The sequence below is a fragment of the Methanorbis rubei genome (assembly GCF_032714495.1).
In the GTDB taxonomy this organism is placed as follows: domain Archaea; phylum Halobacteriota; class Methanomicrobia; order Methanomicrobiales; family Methanocorpusculaceae; genus Methanocorpusculum; species Methanocorpusculum rubei.
Genome location: NZ_JAWDKB010000002.1, coordinates 92,419 through 109,191 on the forward strand (window position 1 = coordinate 92,419; position 16,773 = coordinate 109,191).

The following is a 16,773-nucleotide window of genomic DNA, read 5'->3' on the forward strand; positions in this document are numbered from 1 at the left end:
TTTTATCACTCATTTTTTCTGAGTGAGATAATAACTCCGAGACTCCCGTCATCAAACACTGCCGGTGACAGCCAATAGAGTACTGATCCGCCGGAAACTTTTTTCCAGATATTTGTCTCCGCAGCCTCTCCGTCAAGTGCCTTCCGGTACTCTGAAAAATCTGCAATCTCGCGAAGCGCAGGAAGCGGCACATCCTTAAGAGAAACACCCGCGAGCTGATTTTTTTCTATGTTCCAGCAGATCTGAAATGCTTTGTTTATCTTGCGAACAGTTCCATCATCGCTGACAGAAATAATTGGATCAGGAAAACGGTTCAGAGCCGCGGACGACATAGGAATGCGGGAGGACAAATGATACACCCGTGCGGGACCGACGATCTGCATCTCCACCTGTCCGAGAGTAACAAGAATTGCCAGGTATTTTGCCGCAGAGTTCCTGTTCATCCCGGATTTTCTTGAAATTTCTGTAATGGAGAGGCCGTATTTGGTATCCTTGAGAGCATTCATGACAATATCTATTCCGGCATCACGATCGTTTTGTATCACACAGCATCACGTACTGGTGATATAGTTAGTCTGATGTAACTAAATATTTTCTTATGTAAAGCAAATTTGCATTGCAAACTCACATCTACATGACTGCCCCTCCCTTGGATATTTTTCCGTCGAAAAAATTAGTAGAATTTTTCCTTTGGGAGAATAATCTCAGAATGCCTGATCGTTTGTGAGAGGGCCGCTGTAGTACACTTTGCCGGTCTTCATATCCATCAGAGTAATCAGCGAATTGCCGTCCGAACTGATCGCACCACTTATTGCAGTTGTGCCGTCTGTATTTCTGGCTGCAAATCCGATCATATAGGAAGTTCCGCTCTTCATAACGTACTCGGCAAGAACCACAAACCGTTCACCGGGCTGAACGAGATTATGGTATTTTTCCTCCTCACTCCATCCGGTTCCAAACTTCACAATCCGATGATCAACCGAACTTGCCGGCTGAGTCAGACGACTTCTCAGTTTGCCGGCTGACGCTGTCCCGCCTTCACCGCTGCTGATCCAGTCGGGGGCAACGGGAGTATTGTAGGATACCGCAAATGATCCTCCTCCTCCAACAGAGCCGGAACCGGAGAGACGCAGATTCGTGATGTCAAGCGGAGTGTTTCCGATGACTTCAAACACCATCCCTCCCTCTCCAAGATTTGTCGCGGCCGGGAACCCCTCGCCAAGAGAGTATCCTGCGGCATACAGTCCGACGAATTTCACCTCAGCACTGCCGGCGGATGAACTCGTCGAGTCAAGAAACCCGGCAGCACTCATACTCACCACTGCTGCAATAATGATTGTTATCACCAGCATCAGCATAACGCCGACAACCGGCGAAACTGCAGAATCTTTTTCCTGTGTCATTACCATACTGCTCTCACATCCTTATCACTCAGAACAGTTCCGGTTGGTGTATGTATCACTGTTATGTGAACGACTGATCCGTCGCCGAAACCATAAGCGATTCTGTCTCCCACATCAAATCCGAGAAACTGATTAATGTTCTTGAACCACCAGGTGGTGCCGCTTGCAATCGGAGCTTTTCCGCCGAAGAAACGGTAATCATTCATCCCTTCACCAACAGTGAGGCCGTTTCCTGAGATCGGTACAACGTCAGTTGTGTAAAGATGAGTTCTCGGAATAAAGGGATCATCGTCTTTCGACCATACCATATCACTTGGCCAGCTTGGATTCGTAGAATCACCAATCAGTGACATACCGTAATTTTCCAGTCTGCCGTCAATTGTGTGGGTGATAACTTTTCCCGCATTACTTAATGCAACTCCGTTGTAGGTTGCAGGCACGGTATATGAAGTCACAATCTGCAGATCATTAGAACTGAGCTGTCCGGTACAGGCTGTCACCTCGACAATAACAGGCGGCTGCTGTGTCACGGAAACGTACTGCGCAAGGCCCGCGTGAATGGTGTAATCAAAACCTGCCGAAGGAGCAGGAGTTGCCGAAGAGGCAAGACCGGTTGAAAAGCCTGCGACAATTGCTGCGATGATGATGGTAACAATCAGCATCAGCATGACTCCCACAACCGGAGACACTCCCTCTTCCTTTTTTCCAAAATAAGAAGAAGGTTTGTGTGAATTCCGCTTTCGAATAAATTTTCGCATATAGTGCCTCCGGTTACCGGATCGTAATCGTTCCGGCCTGCATGCGACCGCCGCTGTTTTTGTCGAGGACAACATACTCAATCGGTACATTCAGCTGAACATCAAAAGTTCCTCCGTCGACCGGAGTCCAGCGAAGGAACTGGCCCTTCTTTGTTGCAGCTGCGTCCTGACTGTTGTCAAAGTAACCGTCAACAACAATGGAAAATGTCTCACCAAGGCCGATAACATCATCCTGCTGTTTTGGAACCGCGAAATATGTCTCGCTGACACCGTTCGATCCAACCATGATGTTCAGTTTATCAGTATCAACATTGCTTGCTGTGATATCCCGGTAAACATTTGAGTCAAAGGTGATGGTCGAATCACCGTTTTTGAGCTGAACCGCTATGTCCTGCAGTCTGAACGAGTCTCCGCCGAGGAGTCTGAATGTCAGGCCGTTGTTGGGTTTGCTTCCGGATTTGTAGTTGGGTTCACTGTTCATTTTGTCAGTATCAATGATACTTGCGGTGTAGGAAACATCCAGTGTTACCTGCGGGGCAACCTTCTGTTCTCCGGCAAGACCTCCGGTAAACGAGGCAACCATTGCTGCGATGATGATGGTCACAACCAGCATCAGCATTACGCCAACAACCGGTGACACACCGTCATCTCTGCTGCATTTCTTCATTGTACAATTACCTCCTTGTTGTACAGGACCGCCTGACTCGGGGTATGAATGATGTTCACTGATACCTTGGAGCCTTTCGTAAATCCGTACTGTTTGATGATCTGATCCTTTGATTTTGCTTTAAGCTGGGCTTCCGTGCCAAAACCCAGAGCTATCCATGTTCCGAGTGAATTGTAGGTAGTTGCGATGGTACCTGGGGCAAACTCATACTTGCCGAAGTTGATCTTTGAGTCACCTAATGATCCGGCAGTTACATCAGACAAAATAGGTACCACGATTTTTTTGTTCACTCCCGCTGAATCCGTGACGGTAAAAATGGGCATCGACTGGGCAAGCACTTCTCCCCGTATGACAGATCTTTCGTCTCCGGTGGAGGTGTAATATGTTGTAATCTTCAGATCAGATGAAGGGATGCTGCTGCCTCCCACATGTTCGATGAGTATGACGTCCTGCTTTCCATCCGTTCCGCCGCTGGATAAAATTTTCACATTCAGTACTGTTGACGGTGCAGCCTCGGTGTCGGCAAAGGTTGTGCCGGCAAACATTGAGACAAACGCGGCAATGATGATGGTCACAACAAGCATCAGCATCACACCGATAACCGGAGAAACCGCGTCATTTGTTTTTCTGGTGTTTGATTTTTTGATAACATGCATAGTAAGAACCTCTTCGTTTTACCATAGATCATAGTCAAGTGTGCGGCCCGAAAGATCACCTGAGGAAATGCTCGCGCCGGATTTTGTGTCAATCAAAGAGTACTGGGTTTTTGCACTGAGTTCGAACTCTCCTTCAGAGTACGCAGTGCTTCCGCCACGGTCTGCAATGAGGTAGATGTGGTTATAGGACAATCCCTGCACCGCGATGATTCTGTCTGCAAAGATGATGAACCGGTCTCCGGGTTTGATGAGCGTATTTCCCTGTGTTGCAACAGCAGTTGAGAGTACGCCGATTTTTTTCATACGGGTTTTGACCGTATCAGGCAGTCGCGACTCGCCAGGTTTCTGAATATTTTTGTAGATGGCTGACGGTGCGTCATTGTAGGAGATGGTTACTTCATTTCCTCCGGTACGGGTGGCTTCTTTGAGATCAAGCTGAAGATTGAACAGCGAGATCTCTTCTCCTCCTTTGTGTTCAAAGACAAGACCGACTTCACCGAGATCACCAAGACTGCTGGACAGGTTTCCCGCCATTACGCCGACATACTGTATCTGAGCCTGCGGAGTTTTTTCCGTGTTTGCTACCATGTTTCCGGCAAATCCGCTGACGACAGCGGCTATGATAACAGTGATCACAATCATAAGCATGACGCCGACAACTGGTGACACCGCATTTTCCTCTGTTGCTCTCTTCATACCATGGTCCTCACGTCTTTGTCGAAGATCACTTTACCGCTTGGCATGTGGATGATCGATATATGGGCCTCTGACATTCCGGTGGAAAATCCGTATTTTCTCCAGTCATTGGTCGTGCTGAATCCGAGGAAGTAATCCAGATCAAAGATCAATTTTCCTCCTGAGGTGAGAATCGCATCTCCGAACAACCGGTTGACCGTTTTTGTGGTGACGTTTTCCTCATTGTTTGTTACCTGATGGACGAACGGATAGCCCACGGCCTCAGAGTTGAGATCATTTTCACTTGTGGGTTCGAGTTTTCCATCGATTGTGTGCATGATTACTTTTCCGCCATCTCCTAACTTTTGTCCGAGAAAACGATCAGGTACGGTGTACGATGTTACAATCTGCAGATCGCTTGTCGGAAGGGCTTCCCCTCCCAGATGTTCAATGACCGCTTTTTTTTCAAGCGTTCCGCCATACAAGGAGACTTGTAACGAGACGGTGGGCGCTGCCTGACTGCTGGTTCCAATGCCGCTGGCAAAACTGCTGACAACTGCGGCAATGATGATAGTGACAACGAGCATCAGCATGACTCCTACAACCGGAGAGATCCCGTCCTCTTTTTTCGGACGACTCCGGTTTTGCAGGTCTGATTTTTTCATGATTCACATACTCCACCCAAATTAAGAAAATCATTTTTAGATAATGAAATTAATTTGGTTTATACTGATTTGTGTTAATTCCTAAAAATAGATGTCGCGTATCGGGTTTGTTTTGCGGATTCGAGGTGAATTATGCGTGTATTATCTGCATTGCATATTGGGTTTTGTATGTGTACGGCAGAGGGTGTGGTGGTGTGAAGTGCGTTATATTGTGTGTATATCCATTCTGTCGGGATTTTAGCCAAACTTCGATAAATTTTTCATCTGTGTTCTATGTTTGCCGATGCGGTTTAAGTGACCTTCATAAATGGATTTTGAGGCTGTTTTTTGGGTGGGAAATGGTTTTGGTTGTTGAAAAATAACGTGACTTTATTAGACTGTTTTGATTGTCAGCCTATTCTCTATAATGGTGTTTGATTGTATTTTTGAAAATAATCGATGTTAATTTGGTAAATTATGGTTATTAACCCTGAATTTTCACGATTTTTTCACCGGTATTCATGCGCGTTGTGAAATAATATGTGTCAGAGTATATTGAACGCGATTGACAGTGTAAATATGTTGATGTTTACTTATTGTAAAAGTCATACTATTAACTTATAAGCGGTGTCCACGTATCCTAACATGTTATCTCCTGAGTTGTTACCTGTGGGGGATACGAATGTGTGATATTATGCAGCGCAGAACAAACACCAAAAAGGATGATGCAGTATCGCCGGTTGTCGGCGTAATGCTGATGCTCGTTGTGACCATCATCATTGCAGCCGTTGTCAGCATGTATGCGGGCGGCCTTATCGGCAGTGCCGAAAAAGCTCCGACACTGACGATGGATGTTACTATCAAAAACACCGGTTACTATGCAACCAGCGTTTTTGAAGCAAAAGTCATGTCAGTCAGCGAACCAATCGCTACAAAAGATCTGAAACTTGTTACCTCTTGGAAAGCAAGCAACAAAACGGTGACAGGCACTCACTCAAAAACCGGCGCTGATCTCATTGACGGAAATATTTCCATCGGAGGTACAACCGTTACTTCTGCAGGGAACGTTTTTGGATGGGGTTCAGGCGGAGGATTTGAAGGAATGACCGCTCCATGGGGATACGGCAACGGTGTTCAGTCAGGAAACTCTGGAAAACCCAATGACAAGGAGCAACAGTTTGGAAACTACACACTTCTCGGCGGCACTGTCATGACGGCATGGCCTGCCGGACAGAGTGGTGGATACGTTACCACTACCGGTGGCAGCGGTTATGGAACCACAAATCAGTATTACTACGACGAAGGTGCATGGGCATATTCGGAAGGTACCACGGTTGACGGCATGCAGGCTGTTCTTGGAGAAAACTGGCAGTATCTGCGTACAGGAGACACGGTAAATGTGAAACTGATTCACCTGCCGAGCGGACAGACAATTTATGACAAGAATGTGGTGGTGAGCTAACATGAGAAAAGAAAAAATCAACGATGCAGTATCGCCGGTTGTCGGCGTCATGCTCATGCTTGTTGTGACTATCATCATTGCCGCACTGGTGAGTACATTTGCCGCAGGCCTTGCGGACTCTCAGTCGACTCCTCCGCAACTTGCCCTGAAGGGAACCTACAGTCAGTCAACCGGCCTTGTGATCACCCATGCGGGAGGCGATCCAGTAGCTCTTGCTGATGTCGCTTTCATAACTACTCCCTCCGAACTGTTTGGCGCGGATGGAAACAAATTTGCATGGGTCATCGATAAATCGATCATCTCAAACTCGAAAAATCAGCCTATCCTCAACAAAACCAGTGGATTTTATACAACATCCGCCCTGGTCTCAGGTGACTCCCTCCATGTTACGCATGAAAACAGCGTGGATTTCAGTACCGATAGTAGCTGGAAAGGCCCGAACCCGGGTGTCAATTACAACGCGCAGACTCTCTGGGAAGGTGAGGGTAAATCCCTGTATTTCGGAGCATATGCATTCTGCAACCCGGACAATGTCGGCAAGTACTTCTACCTTGACATGGTTGATCCGGCAGGAAGCACCATTGCCAGAGCAAAAGTTACCATCACCGCGTGATGGTACCCCCTCTCTTTTTTTCAAGTATCCGATCACACCGACACTCTTTTCACACTCAGTAAGTTAAATTAACGTGCCCTATTTATACTAAAAATAAAATACATTTAGTTTGAAAACACCTGAACCCCTTCGAAGAAAAACCAGCTAATTATATTAACCACAAAATATAGATCACTAACTAAAAAAAATATTACTAAACATCAATACATTTGAAACACGATAATGTTCAGCCACTCCCCGCCATGACATTGTCCACCTCACAGGAGTTTTCTAAACCATGAATCCACAAAAAATTCTCATCGTCGCCCTTCTTGCAGTCCTCGTTCTCAGCATATGCGCAGGCCCTGTCTCGGCGCGATACCCGACCGTTCAGGGAGAAAACGCGGGAATATCAGTACTTGACACTGTCTACATCGGAGAAAAAAATCTGAATTTTTCTGCATTCGCAGACTCAGGAAAAACTCTTGATGCAATGGCAAAAAAAGAGAACGGCGACATCATGGGGGAGTACTTTCAACTCACGAACGACGTTGCAAGCCAGATTACCGGAAGTCCCGGAACCTACTACGCACACTACACTGACGGAACCTTCGGCACCAGAGTCTGTCAGGTAAAAACTCTCTCGCTTGGCACACTCAAAGTCAGCGCTCCCGACAACACCGAGATCTTCACCAACGATCAACCGGCGAACATCCCCACAACTCTTGGCGTCATCTTCTACATCGAAGGCGGCAACCTCAACGATCTCATCGGACAAAATCCCAGTGGCGACTGGAATGAGTTCAAACTCACCAACACCAACTCCGGTGTCGGCATCACCCAGATCGTCAACATCGCCGGCATGCAGCAGTCCCTTCTCGGCATCGCAAACCCATCCGACAAAACAAACACCAACTACGAGTTCCGGTTGGGAGATCAGACCAACATCCCAATCGACGAAGACACTCAGGCGTCGATGACGTTCAGGATCAACCTCAACGGACTGCAACAGACCGCATCCTACTCCTTCACCGCGGTTCGGGGAACACTGGATCTCTCGCTTGACCAGAACGAAGTCCAGCAAAACAGCAACATCGCCGCAACCCTCACCGGAACACCGTTCACCGACTACATCCTCCAGCTCTCGCCCTCCTCTAACGCAAACTCCCCGTATTTTCCCGACAGCGGAACCTACACAAAAATCGATGACTACACCATCAGAGTGCAGCCGGGATGGGACGGCAAAGCACTGGTTCAGATAATCGTGCCCGCAGCAGCACCGATCGGCAGCTATCAGGTAACTGCATCTGTTGCCGCATCTCCCCTCGAAAAGAAAACCGTTTCTTTCCGCGTAACAAGTGGCGCGCTGACTCTTACCTTCGAAGAACCCCCGGCCGATGTCAAAAACGGAAGATTTTCCGTTGGTGACTCCATCACACTCAAGGGAGTGGTTACCGGCGCACAAAAAACCGTTCCCGTCTATCTCTACATTACCGGCCCGAATCTTCCGGCAAACGGAGCCTCGCTCACCGACCCGTGGTCTGAAGTCGTTGACGGAGATGCCTCAACATTTACTACAACCATCTACAGCCCGAACATCGGGAAATGGGAGTATCTGTGGTGGACCAAAAACTTTGAACCGGGAACCTACACCATTCATGCAAACCTCAACCCATACGGACACCGCGAAGGAGGAACCGTCGGGGGCGCGGGGACCGACATCGACGGCAGTGTCGCTCTTTCCTGGGATTATCCCATCAGTGAACCAAGCATTCAGGCAAAATCCTCTGACAAATCCGGCGGCTACTTTGCCAAAGGCGACATCCTCTACTCATGGTGGATAGCCCGCGGCAGTCCGGGTGTTACCGACCAATCGAAAACCAGCGGCGAAGTACGCTGGTATATCTTTGGAACCAACTTCCGGTACGCGGACCGCGAGACAAACTTCCCGCTCTTCAGTGGAACCTCAGACTCGTCCGACGGCGGCGAAGTCGGAAAAACCGCGCCATGGGGAGAGTACGGCTTTACCTACAACCGCACCTTCACCTATGGCCTCTCATCCGGAGTCTACTATCTCGTCTATCAGCATCCAGGCCCGAACAATGTCTTTGACGTGAGTGCTACGGGCGCAGCCCTCAACGGAGGAATCCTGACTACGGTTACCACAACTTACGGGGCCTCCTCTGACTTCACCTATATGCAGGGCAAAACTGCGGCAGATGCTCTCACCAAAATGTTTGAAGACCCAAAATCCGACGACCTCTATATCATGACGCAGTTCATGGTGGAAGAGCCCTGGATAAGCTTCGACTCCATCAGCAACACTGCGGTTGGAGACAAACTGAAAATTTCCGGCAGAACAAATCTTGCTGCATCCGACAAAACAGCGGACAAAACAAACACTCAGGACACGCTCTGGCTGACTATCAGCAGACTTGATCTCAATGTCGGCAGCGAGACAAGCACCGCGATGAAAATTCCAGTGGACACCACGTCCCCTTCTTCTCCGACACCGTTCCGCGGCTACCGGACGTTTGGCTATGATGAGATCGATACCAGCAGCTGGTATCCGGGAACCTACGAAGTCACCGTCACCTGCAAGGACGTCAGCTTCAAACAAAGCTACAACTTTGAACTTCTCTCTCCTGACGCGAAAACCAGCAGCACAACCACTTCTCCGACCATTGATCCCGATCTTTCAACAAATCCGTATCAGACCACACAGGCGACACCTCTTCACACACCGACCCAGTCTGTTGCATGGACTGCCGAACCCACGCTTACTCAGGCGTCAGGTTTTGGCATAGGACTTCTTCTCGCGGGTCTTGCCGCGGCATTTTTCATCAGGAGGTATTAGACAATGGCGTTCAAACTCGACAAAAATGCATTCAAATGGATTATGATCGCGATGGTTGCCATATTTGTCGTCATGGCAGGCCTCCTTGTCTTCCATTTTGCAGGCGGTCTCTCTCTCTTTCAACCTGAACCAACTCCGACACCGTCTCCCGACGGAACACCTGCAGAAGAAACCGGACCCTGGGGACAAAAAAGTTTTTCCTGGCAGTATAACGGCATCACTCATGCGGCAAACGTCTACATCACCAAAGATATCTATAAAAAATATCAGTACGGCATCTCAGGCACTATCTGTCCGGAAGACCTCCCGGACTACATTGTTACTTATGGCGACGGCGGAGTCGTTTCCGATCTCGCCGGACAGATGAAAAATATCATTCTGCGACAGGGCTACACGAGTGATGCAGACATTGTCGGTCTCGTGCTTGCTTTCTCAGAGTCAATCACTTATCAGACAGACTCAGAAACCGGCCACTCATCCGCATACCCGCGGACGCCGGTCGTCACTCTTGCAGAACAGACCGGCGACTCTGCGGATCATGCAATTCTCGCAGCCGCGGTTCTGGAAGAGCTCGGCTACGGCTGTGCTCTTCTCTATTATCCGTCCACCTATGATCGCCTCTCACTCATTCCTGACGCAACAGCTCTCGGCCTCATCAGCGATGACGACAGCTCCCGGCCGGTTTACACTGCGGTTCTTGAAAACATCACAACGTTTTCGGTCGCTCCCTTCTGGGCTGTTGACACAAACAGCCAGGGCTTCCCGACCGCTGCCTACAATGGAATCACGCCGCAGATTCTCACAAGCGAATCCTTCTGGACCGGCAAACATTACACACCAACCGATGGAGAATATCCAGGCCTCAACATCACATCAACCCTTCTCATCAAAGACTCGAACAATCTCACCTTCACTCCCCGCAACTGGCAGAAGGATGTCGCCGACTACTATGCCGACAGCTGGTATAAGACTGGAATCTCATGGTCGATGAATGATAAATGGCAGCTTTATCAGCAGTTCGTCAAAGTCGCTGATGTTCCGACAACTCTCTACACCCCATGGGGAACTGCTGTGCACAATGCAACCGTTCCCTGGCGGATGGTGTATGAGATTACCGGAATGGACGATGACCATTCCGATAAGGAGATGACGCCGTACAGCGATGTCCGGATCGCGGTTTACTCATACAATGAGAAAACCGATTCAGCAGAACTGATCAAAGTGTTTGGCTGGCAGGGACTCTACGGTGCTGACAAGTACCGAATGGTCGGCCCCTTCTCTCCTGGAAACTACGCGATTGCCGTCTTCGTCAGAAACGCCGGTGTCGATATCTCACTTGAGTATCACGGCAAGTCAGGTACTCCATCCTACACCGGAGGCATCTGATGCCGTTTCTCCGGACAAAAAAATCTGAAGAAGATCCCGCGACCGAGGAGACCAAAAGTCACAGTCTTCGAAATATTTTTTCAGACAAAAAAAATTCCTCTGAAAATATTTCTACAGAAAAAAAATTTACCAATTTTGATCTTCATGAACTTTTTTCTTTTGGAAAAGAGTCAGAGTCTCCCGAGGAACAGGAAGAAAAAATTGTAAAAAAATTTTCTCTGGGAAATCTTTTTGAAAAAAAATCTAACGAACAAAAAATTATTTTTGAAGAGCCTCCGCAGATCCTCGAACTCCCTGAGTTCGAAACAGAACACGAAGTGCTTGATCGCTACTGGCTCACGCCGCCATATGCCTACGCCAACATCTACCGCGACGAAGTCTCGCACATTCACTATGAGATAGTTGAGCCGAAGATCTCAGAAAAGGAACTCGTCGTGCTCGAAGAAACCTTCGAGCACCTGCGGTCCATGCTGGTCTATGACACTGTTCGCAAACGCGGAGAGTTTGGTCTGGACCTTGGCATGCTTCGTGACGTCATCAGCACCTTTGATCCTGAAATAACATCAGATCGGATCGGTGTTCTCATCTATTACCTCAACCGCAACTTTCTCGGCTACAGCCGGCTCGATCCTCTCATGCACGACGAAAAAATCGAAGACATCACCTGTAACGGTGCTGACATTCCGATTTTTTTGTATCACCGCAGGTTCGCGAACGTTGAGACCAACTGTCTGTTCGACGCGGTCGAGCTGAACAAGTATGTTCTGAAGCTTGCCCAGAAAGCTGACAAACAGTTGTCGCTGACAACGCCTCTTATCGACGCGGCCCTTCCTGACGGCAGCCGGGCACAGCTGACTTACTCGGACATCATCTCCTCCAAAGGAAGTTCGTTCACCATCCGTAAATTCAAAGTCGACCCGATGACGCCTGCTGATCTCATCGCGTCCAACACCTATAGCGCTGATCTCATGGCCCATATCTGGCTTGCTGTTGAGAACCGCAAAAGCATGATCATCGCAGGAGGTACCGCAAGCGGCAAGACCTCGACCATGAACGCGGCGTCCTTTTTCATCCCCTCGGTTGCGAAAATTGTTTCCATCGAAGACACCCGAGAAATTCAGCTGCCGCACACCAACTGGCTGCCGATGAAAACGAGGGAAAGCGTTGCCAATGTTTCCGGCATGGGAAACATCAGCATGTTCTCGCTTCTGAAAGCTGCACTCAGGCAGCGGCCAGAGTACATCATTGTCGGAGAAGTCCGCGGCGAAGAAGCCCAGACACTTTTTCAGGCGATGAACACCGGTCACACCACCTACTCAACGCTGCATGCAGGAAATGTCAAGGAGGCGATCAACCGGCTCACGCATAATCCGATTAACGTTCCGGTCGCCATGTTCGGCGCCTTAAACCTTATTCTGGTTCAAAGTCTGCTCTATGGCGAGGGCAAAGGGTTTCGCCGATGTCTTTCCCTGAACGAGATATCGGTCGGAGAAGGTGGCATCAACTGGCAACCGCTCTTCACCTGGGATCATCTGACGGACACGTTCGTCAAAAGTTACGAAAACTCCTCGGTCTTTGACAATATCGCCTACCAGAACAACTGGTCAAGAGAACAGCTTGAGAGAAAACTTGCAGTCCGAAGGACTGCGCTTGAACAAATGGTTGCCTGCGGAAAAACGACGCCTCCTGATGTCGAAGCCGCGATACGCGAGACGATCATTACGGAACAGAGGAGTCGATGACCGAAACAAAAAATTTCATTGACCGGCTTCTCTTCAACAAACAGATGGCCGGAACGCTTCGTTCAGCCCACATCACCGTTCCGGTCGATCAGTACATGATGCTGACCGTTCTTCTTACGGTTCTTTCAGCTCTCCTCATGATGATGGTCGGAGTTCTGTTCTTTGTCTTTGACATCAGCTTCAATCCGATTCCGTTTCTTCCCCAGTGGCTTGTGATGCTGTTCGCTGTAGTCCTCGCCCCTGCCGGCGTTTTTGCCGCACTCTACTACTATCCGCAGCTTGAGGCGCAGGGAAGAAAAACGAAAATCGACATGGACCTGCCGTATGCAATCACCTACATGCAGGCCCTTTCTTCCACGATCACGCTCTACGACATTTTCCGCAGCGTCTACGACGCGGCTGATCTCTACGGCGAAGTCTCCAAAGAGTGCGGACTCATCGTCCGGGATGTGGAGTTGTTCGGCGAGGACCTTCTGACCGCGATGGAGAACACCATCTCGGTCACACCTTCGGAAAACTTTCGCGAACTCTTGAACGATCTGATGCTGGTCTACCGCTCGGGCGGCAACCTCACGAACTTTTTCAATGCAAAGTCTGAGTCGTACCGCGAACTCGCAAGACAGGAGCTTGAAGCACTGCTGCAGTTTCTGGAGATGATCGCAGAAATTTATGTGACCGCGTTTGTCGCAGGACCCATTGCTATCATCATCATGCTGGTCGCCCAAAATCTTTCCGGCCAGAGTACACTTGCAGGAATCATGCCTCTGATGTACATCGGGCTTCCGCTCGGAGCAATTGCTCTCATCTTCATTCTCTACATTCTTCTGCCGCCCGACAACCTTGACATCACCCGCCGCGAAGTAAGAGACAGCGAGTACGGCACTGAACTTCTCACTCCGGGCGTTGAGACAGCACCTGATGCCGCGTTCATCAAACAGCTGAACAACCGCAAGCAGATGCTCAAACTTCTCGAAATTGTCAGGCACCCGATCAAATTTTTCATCTCAGACTACACGATCCCGATGATTGTCGGTTGCATTCTTGCAGCTGTTGTGTTCCTCTCCTACCTGACCGGAGCGTTTGCAAACATCTTTTCCAGTTTCACCTTCCAGTCTCTCATCTGCATTATGGGAATAGCCGCGATGTTTCCTCTGATGACTGCGTATGAGATCCGCCGCAGATATGTGAACAAGGTTGAGACCCAGCTGCCGGAATTTCTGCGTGAGATTGCTGACATGCGTGATATCGGCATGACCCTTCAGGGAGCCATCTTCATGATCTCAGGCAACAAGACCGGTGTGCTCTCCTCTGAGATAAGAGTGGTGTCTGATGAACTCAAATACGGTTCATCGCTTGCGGGGGCACTTGTCAGAATGGAGGAGCGTATCGGTCTTGTCTCGGTGAAGCGGGCCATCTCACTTCTGGTAAAAGCGAGCGAGGTGACTGATTACATCAGGGAAATTTTAACAATTGCAATAGCGGACCTCGAACATTATCTGAAGATGAAGTCAAAGCGGCTGAATGTTTCGTTCGTGTATCTGGCGGTAATCTATCTGTCGTTTGGTATCTATCTCTACTCGGCGTACCAGATGAACGTCGCGTTCATCTCCAGTTTTTCTGCGTATGATATCAGTTTTGATCTCACTTCGAACAAGACCGATATGTTTCACATCGGTATCATTCTTGCATTCTTCTCCGGCATTATGGCAGGCCAGCTCTCGGCGAACAGTATTCTCTGCGGGCTGAAACACTCGATCATTCTCCTCTCGGCAACGATTGTGATGTTTGTCTTTATTCTTTAGGAAAAAATCATGAGCTGCGATACATCTGACAATGCAATCACCTCGGTTGTGGGTGAGATGCTGATTTTAGTTCTGGTGATAATTTTAGTTTCACTGTTTGCAACGTCTGCGTTCAATCTTCTGCCTGGCGACCGCGAAACGGTCGCGACCGTTTCGATGAGCCACAATGATTCCCATCTGATCTTCTGGCACAAGGGAGGCGACTGGGTGGACAAAAAAGATCTGACGATTACGGCAACGCCGAAAGCCGGCGGTGATCGGATTACTCTTCCAATCGATGAAGTGTCTGATTACTCAGGAAGTCCGGTCGAGGTGTTTGATCTCGGCGGAAGCATCACCACAAAGACGGAAAATCTCAGTGAAGGAGTCGTCTACGAAATACGGGTCACAACCCCGAAGAATGTCATCTATGCAAGGGAGTTTACCCGATGAAATCCGATCACGATGAGGCGGTCTCGACCGTAATTGCCCTGATGCTGATTCTTGCGATTCTTTCGACATGCGTTGCCGTCTACTCGGCAACCTATGTCCCGGGACTCAAACAGCAGTCTGAGATTTTGCACAACGGCGAGGTGCAGTATGCATTCCAGCGTCTCTCTTCTGATGTTGATAATCTCTACTCGCTTGGCCGGTCTGCCCAGTTCTCTGAACCCGTTCCTCTTGGCGGCGGAGACATTCTCTTAAGCCCCGTGAAGTCGAGCGGAACGATTGAACTTCACCAGAAAAACATTGCTAACATTACTGTCGGCAGCGACGAGTTTGAAATTGGGACAACCTCTGTTTCCTACACGCCATCGTACTCTTCATGGGAGCTTCAAGGCTACCTGTATCAGAATGGTGTCGTCTGGATTACGAAAGGCACCAAGAAAACTCCTGCTGATCTTATCCTTCATACGGTCAAGATGGGAACAGATCAGGAGAACGAGACGATCAACAGATCGCTTGATGCGATGCGTCCGGTCCGATCTGGTGAAAACTACACGATGCAGATTGTATCGATGACTCCTGCTGACGAAAAAAGTTCTGTGACCGGTTCAGGGATTGCAAAAATTCGGTTGAACGCAACCGAAGAGACGAGATATTATGAGAATACACTGGTAACGTTCGACTCTGAATCAATTCTCTCTTCAGTAAACGTCACGCTGAAAATTCTGCGCATTGAGGTGAGTGTTGCATGACCCGCGACTCTGCCGTGTCTCCGGTTGTCGGCGTCATGCTGCTTCTTGTTCTCGTCATCATCTTCACTGCGGTTCTTGCTGCCTATGCAGGCGGCCTTGCCCAGACGTCAGCACCTTCTCCATCGGTTGAGATTGCCGCCGGTAGTTCTGGCAGCGGCGAAGATTTTTCTCTCATCTTCGAACATCGCGGAGGCGAGGCCCTTCCTGCTGCTGACTCCAAGATCACCGCATTCATCGACTCGCATGAGAGTTCCTTCCTGGCTTCCGCTATCGCCGAAGGCAGCAGCTGGCGTGCCGGAGAGATCGTCAGCACGAAAAATCTCACCGAAACTGCATCACTCCTCAAAATTTCCGAGAGTCAGCTCACCCAGTACATCAAACGCTCCACCCCTCTTGAGCTTCGCATCTATCATCTCCCTACCAACTCGATTCTCTTCAAAGACACCATCCTTCTGGAGGAACCATGATGAAAAAAACCGATTCCGCAGTCTCCGAGGTTGTCGGCGTTCTCTTAATGCTGACGATCACGCTCATTCTTGTGAGTCTTGTGGCCGTTTCCATGAACAGTGCGGTCAGCAGTACCGAAAAACCAATTACTGCTACGATCATCGCGTCAGGTGTTCACGGTAAAAACATCACCTTCGAAAACACTGCCGGCGATGCTTTTGTCCTGAATCAGATTGAACTTCGTCTCGGCATCCGCGAGTATCCTTCACAGTACACAACGCTCCGAAACACCGCCGAGAAAGAGCGGCTGATAAGTTACTCGGATTCTCCGACGATCGCCCTTGGCGACCGGTTTTACATTGAGTCAGAAGGGGGTGAAAAACTTCGGTGGGGTTCCTTTGAGATCTCTTCCGGCAGTCATCTGACGTACCGGTTCTATGATCTCCGGACCGGCAGCCCGATCTCCTCAGGTGAAATTTCTGTACCGTAAACTGAACAATTAAT

General features: G+C 49.1%; 17 protein-coding genes. 10 read left to right on the forward strand and 7 right to left on the reverse strand.

The genetic code is table 11. From position 1 onward, the window contains the following. Positions 1-5 precede the first annotated feature (5 nt). From McpCs1_RS02425 to McpCs1_RS02455, 7 genes are all read right to left on the reverse strand, one after another. Positions 6-545: a helix-turn-helix domain-containing protein gene (locus tag McpCs1_RS02425; protein ID WP_338095665.1), complete on the reverse strand. Its 540-nt coding sequence runs from the start codon at positions 543-545 to the stop codon at positions 6-8. 159 nt (positions 546-704) lie between these two features. After that, positions 705-1,403: a type IV pilin domain-containing protein gene (locus tag McpCs1_RS02430; protein ID WP_338095666.1), complete on the reverse strand. Its 699-nt coding sequence runs from the start codon at positions 1,401-1,403 to the stop codon at positions 705-707. Then, positions 1,403-2,092: a type IV pilin domain-containing protein gene (locus tag McpCs1_RS02435; RefSeq protein WP_338095667.1), complete on the reverse strand. Its 690-nt coding sequence runs from the start codon at positions 2,090-2,092 to the stop codon at positions 1,403-1,405. The genes McpCs1_RS02430 and McpCs1_RS02435 overlap by 1 nt, the downstream gene beginning before the upstream one ends. 82 nt (positions 2,093-2,174) lie before the next feature. After that, complete coding sequence (locus tag McpCs1_RS02440) at positions 2,175-2,828, reverse strand: type IV pilin N-terminal domain-containing protein (protein WP_338095668.1); 654 nt, start codon at positions 2,826-2,828, stop codon at positions 2,175-2,177. Further along, positions 2,825-3,484, reverse strand: a complete 660-nt coding sequence (locus McpCs1_RS02445; RefSeq protein WP_338095669.1) for a type IV pilin N-terminal domain-containing protein — start codon at positions 3,482-3,484, stop codon at positions 2,825-2,827. The genes McpCs1_RS02440 and McpCs1_RS02445 overlap by 4 nt, the downstream gene beginning before the upstream one ends. 18 nt (positions 3,485-3,502) lie before the next feature. Continuing rightward, positions 3,503-4,180 (reverse strand): type IV pilin N-terminal domain-containing protein, encoded by a 678-nt coding sequence (locus McpCs1_RS02450; protein WP_338095670.1) that lies wholly within the window; start codon positions 4,178-4,180, stop codon positions 3,503-3,505. Continuing rightward, positions 4,177-4,824, reverse strand: coding sequence for a type IV pilin domain-containing protein (locus McpCs1_RS02455; protein ID WP_338095671.1), 648 nt, complete (start codon positions 4,822-4,824; stop codon positions 4,177-4,179). The genes McpCs1_RS02450 and McpCs1_RS02455 overlap by 4 nt, the downstream gene beginning before the upstream one ends. Positions 4,825-5,497: 673 nt before the next feature. Here McpCs1_RS02455 and McpCs1_RS02460 point away from each other — a divergent pair. The 10 genes from McpCs1_RS02460 to McpCs1_RS02505 all read left to right on the forward strand — a co-directional run bounded on the left by McpCs1_RS02460 (position 5,498) and on the right by McpCs1_RS02505 (position 16,759). Continuing rightward, positions 5,498-6,265 carry a type IV pilin domain-containing protein gene (locus McpCs1_RS02460; RefSeq protein WP_338095672.1) on the forward strand — a complete coding sequence of 256 codons (768 nt, stop codon included), beginning with the start codon at positions 5,498-5,500 and terminating at the stop codon, positions 6,263-6,265. A gap of 1 nt (position 6,266) precedes the next feature. Further along, the gene (locus McpCs1_RS02465) at positions 6,267-6,878 is read left to right on the forward strand and encodes a type IV pilin N-terminal domain-containing protein (protein WP_338095673.1); all 612 of its coding nucleotides are present in this window, start codon (positions 6,267-6,269) and stop codon (positions 6,876-6,878) included. A 277-nt stretch (positions 6,879-7,155) separates the two neighbouring features. Beyond that, positions 7,156-9,714 (forward strand): hypothetical protein, encoded by a 2,559-nt coding sequence (locus McpCs1_RS02470; protein WP_338095674.1) that lies wholly within the window; start codon positions 7,156-7,158, stop codon positions 9,712-9,714. 3 nt (positions 9,715-9,717) lie between these two features. Then, complete coding sequence (locus McpCs1_RS02475; RefSeq protein ID WP_338095675.1) at positions 9,718-11,100, forward strand: hypothetical protein; 1,383 nt, start codon at positions 9,718-9,720, stop codon at positions 11,098-11,100. Next, on the forward strand, positions 11,100-12,842 hold the full coding sequence (locus McpCs1_RS02480; RefSeq protein WP_476738685.1) for a type II/IV secretion system ATPase subunit: 1,743 nt from the start codon (positions 11,100-11,102) through the stop codon (positions 12,840-12,842). The genes McpCs1_RS02475 and McpCs1_RS02480 overlap by 1 nt, the downstream gene beginning before the upstream one ends. Beyond that, the gene (locus McpCs1_RS02485; protein ID WP_338095677.1) at positions 12,839-14,644 is read left to right on the forward strand and encodes a type II secretion system F family protein; all 1,806 of its coding nucleotides are present in this window, start codon (positions 12,839-12,841) and stop codon (positions 14,642-14,644) included. Before McpCs1_RS02480 ends, McpCs1_RS02485 begins: the two co-directional genes overlap by 4 nt. Before the next feature lie 9 nt (positions 14,645-14,653). After that, on the forward strand, positions 14,654-15,076 hold the full coding sequence (locus tag McpCs1_RS02490; protein WP_338095678.1) for a type IV pilin N-terminal domain-containing protein: 423 nt from the start codon (positions 14,654-14,656) through the stop codon (positions 15,074-15,076). Then, the gene (locus McpCs1_RS02495) at positions 15,073-15,822 is read left to right on the forward strand and encodes a hypothetical protein (RefSeq protein WP_338095679.1); all 750 of its coding nucleotides are present in this window, start codon (positions 15,073-15,075) and stop codon (positions 15,820-15,822) included. The genes McpCs1_RS02490 and McpCs1_RS02495 overlap by 4 nt, the downstream gene beginning before the upstream one ends. Then, positions 15,819-16,289, forward strand: a complete 471-nt coding sequence (locus tag McpCs1_RS02500; RefSeq protein WP_338095680.1) for a type IV pilin N-terminal domain-containing protein — start codon at positions 15,819-15,821, stop codon at positions 16,287-16,289. Before McpCs1_RS02495 ends, McpCs1_RS02500 begins: the two co-directional genes overlap by 4 nt. Continuing rightward, positions 16,286-16,759, forward strand: a complete 474-nt coding sequence (locus McpCs1_RS02505; protein ID WP_338095681.1) for a type IV pilin domain-containing protein — start codon at positions 16,286-16,288, stop codon at positions 16,757-16,759. The genes McpCs1_RS02500 and McpCs1_RS02505 overlap by 4 nt, the downstream gene beginning before the upstream one ends. Positions 16,760-16,773: the final 14 nt, after the last annotated feature.

Excerpts from the sequence above, each read along its gene's own strand:
- McpCs1_RS02465 (WP_338095673.1), top strand. The coding sequence starts at position 6,267 with ATGAGAAAAGAAAAAATCAACGATGCAGTATCGCCGGTTGTCGGCGTC.
- McpCs1_RS02480 (WP_476738685.1), top strand. The coding sequence starts at position 11,100 with ATGCCGTTTCTCCGGACAAAAAAATCTGAAGAAGATCCCGCGACCGAG.
- McpCs1_RS02445 (WP_338095669.1), bottom strand. The coding sequence starts at position 3,484 with ATGCATGTTATCAAAAAATCAAACACCAGAAAAACAAATGACGCGGTT.
- McpCs1_RS02470 (WP_338095674.1), top strand. The coding sequence starts at position 7,156 with ATGAATCCACAAAAAATTCTCATCGTCGCCCTTCTTGCAGTCCTCGTT.
- McpCs1_RS02500 (WP_338095680.1), top strand. The coding sequence starts at position 15,819 with ATGACCCGCGACTCTGCCGTGTCTCCGGTTGTCGGCGTCATGCTGCTT.
- McpCs1_RS02505 (WP_338095681.1), top strand. The coding sequence starts at position 16,286 with ATGATGAAAAAAACCGATTCCGCAGTCTCCGAGGTTGTCGGCGTTCTC.
- McpCs1_RS02440 (WP_338095668.1), bottom strand. The coding sequence starts at position 2,828 with ATGAAGAAATGCAGCAGAGATGACGGTGTGTCACCGGTTGTTGGCGTA.
- McpCs1_RS02475 (WP_338095675.1), top strand. The coding sequence starts at position 9,718 with ATGGCGTTCAAACTCGACAAAAATGCATTCAAATGGATTATGATCGCG.
- McpCs1_RS02495 (WP_338095679.1), top strand. The coding sequence starts at position 15,073 with ATGAAATCCGATCACGATGAGGCGGTCTCGACCGTAATTGCCCTGATG.
- McpCs1_RS02460 (WP_338095672.1), top strand. The coding sequence starts at position 5,498 with ATGCAGCGCAGAACAAACACCAAAAAGGATGATGCAGTATCGCCGGTT.
- McpCs1_RS02450 (WP_338095670.1), bottom strand. The coding sequence starts at position 4,180 with ATGAAGAGAGCAACAGAGGAAAATGCGGTGTCACCAGTTGTCGGCGTC.
- McpCs1_RS02430 (WP_338095666.1), bottom strand. The coding sequence starts at position 1,403 with ATGACACAGGAAAAAGATTCTGCAGTTTCGCCGGTTGTCGGCGTTATG.
- McpCs1_RS02490 (WP_338095678.1), top strand. The coding sequence starts at position 14,654 with ATGAGCTGCGATACATCTGACAATGCAATCACCTCGGTTGTGGGTGAG.
- McpCs1_RS02485 (WP_338095677.1), top strand. The coding sequence starts at position 12,839 with ATGACCGAAACAAAAAATTTCATTGACCGGCTTCTCTTCAACAAACAG.
- McpCs1_RS02455 (WP_338095671.1), bottom strand. The coding sequence starts at position 4,824 with ATGAAAAAATCAGACCTGCAAAACCGGAGTCGTCCGAAAAAAGAGGAC.